The organism is Yoonia sp. (genome assembly GCF_965660735.1).
Lineage (GTDB): Bacteria > Pseudomonadota > Alphaproteobacteria > Rhodobacterales > Rhodobacteraceae > Yoonia.
The window spans coordinates 148,940-155,859 of the sequence record NZ_CBFIBD010000002.1 but is presented as its reverse complement, the minus strand read 5'-3'; the positions used below and the strand labels follow the sequence as shown (position 1 = coordinate 155,859).

Below are 6,920 nucleotides of genomic sequence, written 5' to 3'. Positions count from 1 at the left end.
ATATCCACATCGCCCAGATCAAACGGCTTTTCCCCCGCATCCATCCACTGCGACAGCGCCATGCCCGCGCCGCCTGCCGACTGTATCCCGATAGAGTTGAAGCCAGCCGCAACCCAGACGTTATCCATCTCGGGGGCGAGACCCAGATGGTAGGCGTCATCGGGGGTGAAACTTTCGGGACCATTGAAAAATGTCTGTATGCCCGCATCTGCCAGCATTGGCATCCTGTTGCACGCGGCTTCAAGGATTGGCTCGAAATGGTCGAAATCGTCGGGCAGTTGATCGAACTCGAAATCAGCAGGGATGCCATTCATCCCCCACGGTTTGGCATTGGGTTCAAACGCGCCCAGCAGGATCTTGCCCGCGTCTTCCTTGTAGTATGCGCATTCATCCGGTACGCGCAGCACCGGCAGATGCGTCAGGCCCGCGATCGGTTCGGTCACCATGTAGAAATGCTCGCAGGCGTGCAGCGGCACGTTGACACCGGCCATGCGGCCCACCTGATGCCCCCACATGCCTGCGCAATTCACGATCATGTCACAGGCGATACTGCCTTGTTCGGTGCCGCTGTGCCATTCCACCGAGGTCACGCGCCGCCCGGTGCGGTTGATCGCTGTTACTGCCGTCTGTTCGGCCACGACCGCCCCGCGCTGCCGCGCACCTTTGGCCAGCGCCAGCGCGATATTGGACGGGTCGCCTTGCCCGTCCAGCGGCAGATAGACACCGCCGGTCACACCTTTGATGTTCAAGTGTTCATAGCGGGCTTTTACCTCATCCGGCGAAATCTCTTCAACTTCGACGCCAAAGGCGCGGGCCATCGCGGCAGAGCGGTAAATCTCCTCTCGCCGCGCGTTGGTCAGGGCGACAGTGATGGACCCGCAGCGCCGAAACCCGGTGGCGACGCCAGTTTCGGCCTCCAACCTGCCATAGAGTTCCTGTGAATATTTGGCGAGCTTTGTCATGTTCGCCGTGGCGCGTAGCTGGGCGATCAGTCCGGCGGCATGCCACGTGGTGCCGGATGTCAGTTGTTTGCGTTCTAGCAAAACAACGTCCTGCCAGCCCAGTTGCGTCAGGTGATAGGCGACGGAACTGCCGACCACCCCACCACCGACAATCACCACACGTGCGCGTTCAGGTAACATCAAACCACCTTGTGTCCGGCATCGCGGATTGCGCGCGCCAATCTTGCGATATGGGCTGGCCCGACCTCGCAACAGCCGCCAACGATTGTGGCACCCTGCGCTATCCATCCCATCGCGATGGCGGCATAGGCGTCGGGGCCAAGGTCCGTGCGGGCGGTCAGGCTGTCGACAGTTGATTTGTCTTTCAGAAAATCGCCGCTGATCCGGGTGAACCCGTTGGCATAGCCCCCAAAAGGCAGATCATGCTGCGCAAGGATATCCAGCGCCGTGGTGATCGCCTCGGGGGCCGAGCAATTCACCAGCAGGGCGGCGGCCCCATCCGCCACGGCCAGCACATCGGCCAGGGGTTCACCCGATCGCAGACGCGTGCCGTCGCTGTCATCCACCGTCATTGCAAGCCAGACAGGTTTACCCGCAGTTTTTGCGCCTTCCAGCACGGCGCGGGCATGGGCCACGGATGCGATGGTTTCGCAAATGATCAGATCAACATGCGGGGCGAGTAATTGCGCGATCTCGGTATATTTCGCCACGGCGGTCGCGTGATCAGGGTGGTCACCGGGGCGATAGCTGCCCACCAATGGGCCGATTGCACCGGCAATGCGCTGGTCGGTGACGGCGGCCTTTGCCTCGGCCACGGCGGCCAGATGCAGGGCGGTGAATGCATCTGCCAGCGGCGTGCCTTTCAGCCTGTCATGGTGGATGGCATAGGTGTTCGTGGTATGCACCGTCGCACCCGCGTCGCGGTAATCGGCATGCACGGCGGTCACCAGACCGGGGTGGTCGATCATGACCTGGGTAGACCACAGCGGCGTTGGCGTATCTCCGGCGCGATGCACCAGTTCCTGCCCCATACCGCCGTCCAGCAGGGTGATTTCGGTCATGTGCGCAGCCTTTCGTTGATGGGATCCCAAAGGGGTTGATCGGCTTCTACGGTGGCGACAAAGCGATCACCATAGATTTCAACCGCGACCTTTGTGCCCGGCACGGCAAGATCGGCGCGCAACATGGCAAGTGCGATGGATTTGTTCACGCGGTATCCCCACACCCCCGATGTGGTTTCGCCGACCACTGCGCCATCGTGCCAGATCGTTGACATGTATGGCGCATCGCAGGGGCCGGGATCATCCAGCGTCAGGGTGACGAACCGTTTGGCGACACCGCGGTGCCGTTCGGCCAGCAGCGCCGCCTTGCCGGGAAAATCCTGCGGCTTGTCAAGACTGACGAACCGCGCGAGCCCACCTTCCAGCATGGAATAATCGGTGCTCAGGTCGCCTTTCCACGCGCGATACCCCTTTTCGATTCGCAGCGCGTTCAGCGCGAACATGCCAAAGGGTTTCAGCCCGTGCGGCGCACCCGCCTGCATCACGGCATCAAACACCGCTGGCGTGTCAGCGATCTTGGTGTGGATTTCCCAGCCCATTTCCCCGGCGAAACTGACCCGGACCAGCTGTGCCCATATCCCCGCGATCTTCGCTGACTGGTGGGTCAGCCATCCCTTGGTCAGATCTGCATCGGAACACGCGGCAAGAATGGCGCGGGATTTTGGGCCGGTCAGAATTTGGCATGTGAAATCGCGGGTCGCATCGGCCAAGATAAACCCGGCATCGGCGGGCATATGCGCTTGCAACCATTCCAGATCATGCCACTGGGCGGCGGCGGCGGTAATCAGGAAAAAGAAATCATCTTCCAGCCGGATCGCTGACATTTCCGTCACGATGCGGCCACGGTCATCGGCAAAGTAAACCAACCCGATCCGCCCCACCTTGGGGATGGCCCCGGTGCAAAGCCCACGCAGAAAATCAGCCGCCCCCGGACCCTGTAGCCGGTAGCGAGAGAAGCCAGGCAGATCGAGGATACCTGCCGCATCGCGCACCGCTTCGCATTCGGCCTTGATGCGCGGCTGCCACGGGCCGTTGCGTTCCCAGGTCTGGGTTGCCGCTTCGGAAGTGTCATCGCCAGCCTCGGCAAACCAGTTGGCCCGCTCCCAGCCGTTATAGGCGCCCATGACGCCGCCCATTTCGATGATCTTGTCATGCACCGGCGACAGCTTTTTATCCCGTCCTGCAGACCAGGTGTGATAGGGGAAATGCATCGCATATTCATGGCCATAGGTTTCCACTGCCTTGGCGTGGCAATAGTCCTGATCGGTGTAATCGGTAAACCGGCGCGGGTCGCAGGCCCACATGTCCCATTCAGGCCGGCCATCGACGATCCATTCCGCCGCGACCTTGCCCGCACCACCGCCTTGCGTGATGCCAAAGGTGAATACGCAAGCCTCAAACGCGTTCCTGACGCCCGGCATCGGCCCCAGCAGCGGCAGGCCATCGGGCGCATAGGGGATCGGCCCGTTGATCACACGCCCCACGCCGGCCGTCCCAAGGATCGGGACGCGCGCCATCGCATCCATCATATACCATTCCAGCCGCTCCAGATCGTCAGGGTAAAGCTGAAAGCTGAAATCGTCGGGCATCGGATCATCGGGTGTGACCCAATGCGCCTTGCAGTTGCGTTCGTACGGGCCAAGGTTCAGCCCGTTCTTGTCCTGCCGCAGGTAATAGGAACTGTCCACGTCGCGCAGCAATGGCACCTTGCGACCATTGGCGGCGGTCCATGCGGCCAGTTCCGGGATTTCCTCGGTCAGGAAAAACTGGTGCGACATGATCACCATCGGCACCGTGCGCCCGCCATAGGGCTTGAACCATTCGCCGACACGCTGTGCGTAATACCCAGCGGCATTCACCACCTTTTCACAGGCGATATCGCCTTTGTCGGTGTGGACGATCCAGCCATCCGGCGTCTGGGTCACGCCGGTCGCCGGGCAAAACCGTTCAATATGCGCCCCCATCTGGCGCGCGCCTTTGGCCAGCGCCTGTGTCAATTGCGCGGGGTCGATATCACCATCGTCGGGATCATAAAGCGCGCCGGCCAAATCGTGGATTGCCAGAAACGGATACATCGCCTTTGCCGCGTCAGGCGTCATCAGCGACAGGTTCAGTCCCTGGTAATTGCCCATACCCTTGGCGCGGGCGAATTCCTGCATCCGTTCTCTGCTGTGCGCCAGCCGGATTGACCCGGTGACGTGGTAATTCATCGGGTAATCCACCTCGGCCGCCAGCCCTTTATACAGACCCAGCGAATAACGCTGCATGTTCATCACCGCCCAGGAGGTGCTGAACGACGGGCAGTTGCCGGCGGCGTGCCATGTGGACCCGGCAGTCAGTTCGTTTTTTTCCACCAAGACGCAATCGGTCCAGCCCTTTTTGGCCAGATGGTAAAGGGTGGACACACCGACAACGCCGCCACCAATGATGACCACACGGGCAGAGTTTGGGAAATCGGACATGGCCGGCGCCTCTCTAGTAAACAGGGGGCGAAATCACCCAGATGATCTCGCAGGTTTCCGGGTAAGGGTTCGCCCAGCAAAACGGCTCTCCACGCAGGCGGAAACTGTCGCCCTGGCCCAGCTGGAACAGATCGCCGCCGATCCACAGGTTGAAACGGCCTGCCACAATATACCCGATTTCCTGTGTCGGGCGCGTGAGTGCCACATCCAGCGTGGCCCCGGAGGCGAAACGGGAATGTATCACCTCGAAATCGTCGGTCAGATCGGGCGACAACAAACCCTCGACCAGCCCGGGCGTGCGTGATCCGATCGGGCGGCGGGCACCCGCGCGCACGATCCGGCCATGTTCGCGCGGGGTCGCATCGCGTTGGATCAGGCTGGACACCGACACATCCAGCGCGCGCGCCAGATCGCGCAGATCATCAGGGGAAGCTTCGGAAATATCGCGCTCGACCTGGCTGAGCCAGCCAACAGACCGACCTAATGTATCTGCCAGATCCTGTAGGGTCAGCGCGCGCGCCTTGCGCAGGGCGCGCACATCGGCACCCAGCGTACGCGCCTCTGTCTGAAGATCATGCAGCATGACGACTCGTGTGAAAAACGACCTTTGATCTTCACCGTTGCATGCGTTCGTGAAATTTCAAAGCAAAATTTCACGTGCCTTCTTCTGTTCAAAAATACCTCCGCCGGAGGCATCAAAGTTTTGCAAAAGTGTCCGCCAGCACGGCCGCCAGACCCTCTGCGTCAGCCTGATCAAAGGCATCGGGAAGGTCGCTATCGATGTCGAACACGGCGATCAGATCGCCCGCGCGGTTCCATACTGGCAGTACCAGCTCCGACCGGGTGGAGGACGCACAGGCGATATGGCCCGGGAAGGCGTCGACATCGGCGACAAGTTGCACCTGACCGGTGCGCGCAGCAGCACCGCAGACGCCCCTGTCGAAAGGAATGACAAGGCACCCATGCCCGCCCTGATAGGGGCCGATTTTCAACAGTTCCGGCCTTACCACGCGGTAAAACCCCGTCCAGTTGAATCGGTCGTCGCTGTGATGCACCTCGCAGGTGACGGTGGCCATCAGCGCGACGGGATCGTTTTCGCCTGCGGTCAGTGCCGCGATGGTCTTTGCAAGTGTAGAATAATCAACGCGCATGTTGTGCCTATTGCGATGGTTGCAGGGGGTTTTCCACCCCCCGCCCCTGCGGGGCGTCCCCCGGAGGATATTTCTACTCGGAAGAAGCGATCAGGGCCGTTCGATGGCGATGGCCGTGCCTTCGCCGCCGCCGATGCAGATCGCAGCGATACCACGTTTCAAACCGCGCGTTTCCAGCGCGTTCAGCAGGGTCACGATGATCCGTGTGCCGGATGCGCCGATCGGATGGCCCAATGCGCAGGCACCACCGTTCACGTTAATCCTGTCGCGGGGGATATTCATTTCGCGCATGAAGGCCATAGGGACGACTGCAAAGGCTTCGTTTACTTCCCAAAGGTCCACGTCATCCACCGACCACCCGACCCGCGCCAGCAGTTTTTGCGCAGCGGGGATGGGGGCCGTCGTGAACCATGCCGGCGCCTGCGCGTGGCTGGCGTGGCCAAGGATACGTGCACGGACGTGCGTGGCGTTTTCGCCTGCGGCCAGCACCAATGCGGCCGCACCGTCCGAGATGCTGGATGCGTTCGCGGCGGTGACCGTGCCATCCTGGCGAAAGGCGGGTTTCAGTGTCGGGATTTTTTCCGGACGTGCCTTGGCGGGCTGTTCGTCGGTTGTGATAACAACCTGTCCATTGCGGCTGTGCAATGTCACGGGCGTGACTTCAGAGGCGAAAGCGCCGCTTGCTTCGGCGGCCAGCGCGTTCGACAGGGACGCCAGAGCGTATTCATCCTGATCGGCACGGGTAAACTGATACTTTTCGGCGCAATCTTCGGCGAATGTGCCCATCAGGCGGCCCTTGTCATAGGCGTCTTCCAGACCGTCAAGAAACATGCTGTCAATGGCCTGCTGATGCCCGATCCGTGCGCCGGATCGCATTTTTGGCATCAGATAAGGGGCGTTCGTCATGCTTTCCATGCCGCCGGCGACCATCACCTGTGCGCCGCCCAATGCGATCTGGTCAAAGGCCATCATTGCGGTTTTCATGCCGGATCCACACATCTTGTTCAGGGTGGTGGCAGGCACGTCTTTGCCCAGACCAGCGGCAAAACTGGCCTGGCGTGCGGGGGCCTGGCCCTGACCTGCGGGCAGCACACAGCCCATCAACACCTCGTCTACAGTTGTTACACCGGCACCATCCATCGCGGCGCGGATCGCGGCACCGCCCAGCGTCGGGGCAGATACACCGCCAAAAACCCCCTGAAATCCACCCATTGGTGTGCGCGCAGCACCTGTGATGACGACGTCGTGCATGAACATCTCCCTTTTGGTGCAAGGGTACGCTTG

General features: G+C 61.2%; 6 protein-coding genes. All 6 read right to left on the bottom strand.

Annotation, left to right across the window (positions count from 1 at the left end):
- The coding region (locus ACTG4B_RS02065) for an NAD(P)/FAD-dependent oxidoreductase (protein WP_439154012.1) at positions 1–1,142 on the bottom strand (1,142 nt) is incomplete at its 3' end.
- Positions 1,142–2,023, bottom strand: a complete 882-nt coding sequence (locus ACTG4B_RS02060; RefSeq protein WP_439154011.1) for a homocysteine S-methyltransferase family protein — start codon at positions 2,021–2,023, stop codon at positions 1,142–1,144. The genes ACTG4B_RS02065 and ACTG4B_RS02060, both read right to left, overlap by 1 nt.
- Complete coding sequence (locus ACTG4B_RS02055) at positions 2,020–4,485, bottom strand: GcvT family protein (RefSeq protein ID WP_439154010.1); 2,466 nt, start codon at positions 4,483–4,485, stop codon at positions 2,020–2,022. The genes ACTG4B_RS02060 and ACTG4B_RS02055 overlap by 4 nt, the downstream gene beginning before the upstream one ends.
- 13 nt (positions 4,486–4,498) lie before the next feature.
- Positions 4,499–5,068, bottom strand: a complete 570-nt coding sequence (locus ACTG4B_RS02050) for a helix-turn-helix domain-containing protein (RefSeq protein WP_439154009.1) — start codon at positions 5,066–5,068, stop codon at positions 4,499–4,501.
- A gap of 112 nt (positions 5,069–5,180) precedes the next feature.
- Complete coding sequence (locus ACTG4B_RS02045; protein WP_439154008.1) at positions 5,181–5,636, bottom strand: GAF domain-containing protein; 456 nt, start codon at positions 5,634–5,636, stop codon at positions 5,181–5,183.
- Positions 5,637–5,726: 90 nt separating this feature from the next.
- On the bottom strand, positions 5,727–6,887 hold the full coding sequence (locus ACTG4B_RS02040; protein ID WP_439154007.1) for an acetyl-CoA C-acyltransferase: 1,161 nt from the start codon (positions 6,885–6,887) through the stop codon (positions 5,727–5,729).
- Positions 6,888–6,920 lie beyond the last annotated feature (33 nt).

What these genes read in the sequence shown, in the direction of transcription:
- ACTG4B_RS02060 (WP_439154011.1), bottom strand. Translation starts at nt 2,023, where the DNA reads ATGACCGAAATCACCCTGCTGGACGGCGGTATGGGGCAGGAACTGGTG.
- ACTG4B_RS02055 (WP_439154010.1), bottom strand. Translation starts at nt 4,485, where the DNA reads ATGTCCGATTTCCCAAACTCTGCCCGTGTGGTCATCATTGGTGGCGGC.
- ACTG4B_RS02050 (WP_439154009.1), bottom strand. Translation starts at nt 5,068, where the DNA reads ATGCTGCATGATCTTCAGACAGAGGCGCGTACGCTGGGTGCCGATGTG.
- ACTG4B_RS02045 (WP_439154008.1), bottom strand. Translation starts at nt 5,636, where the DNA reads ATGCGCGTTGATTATTCTACACTTGCAAAGACCATCGCGGCACTGACC.
- ACTG4B_RS02040 (WP_439154007.1), bottom strand. Translation starts at nt 6,887, where the DNA reads ATGCACGACGTCGTCATCACAGGTGCTGCGCGCACACCAATGGGTGGA.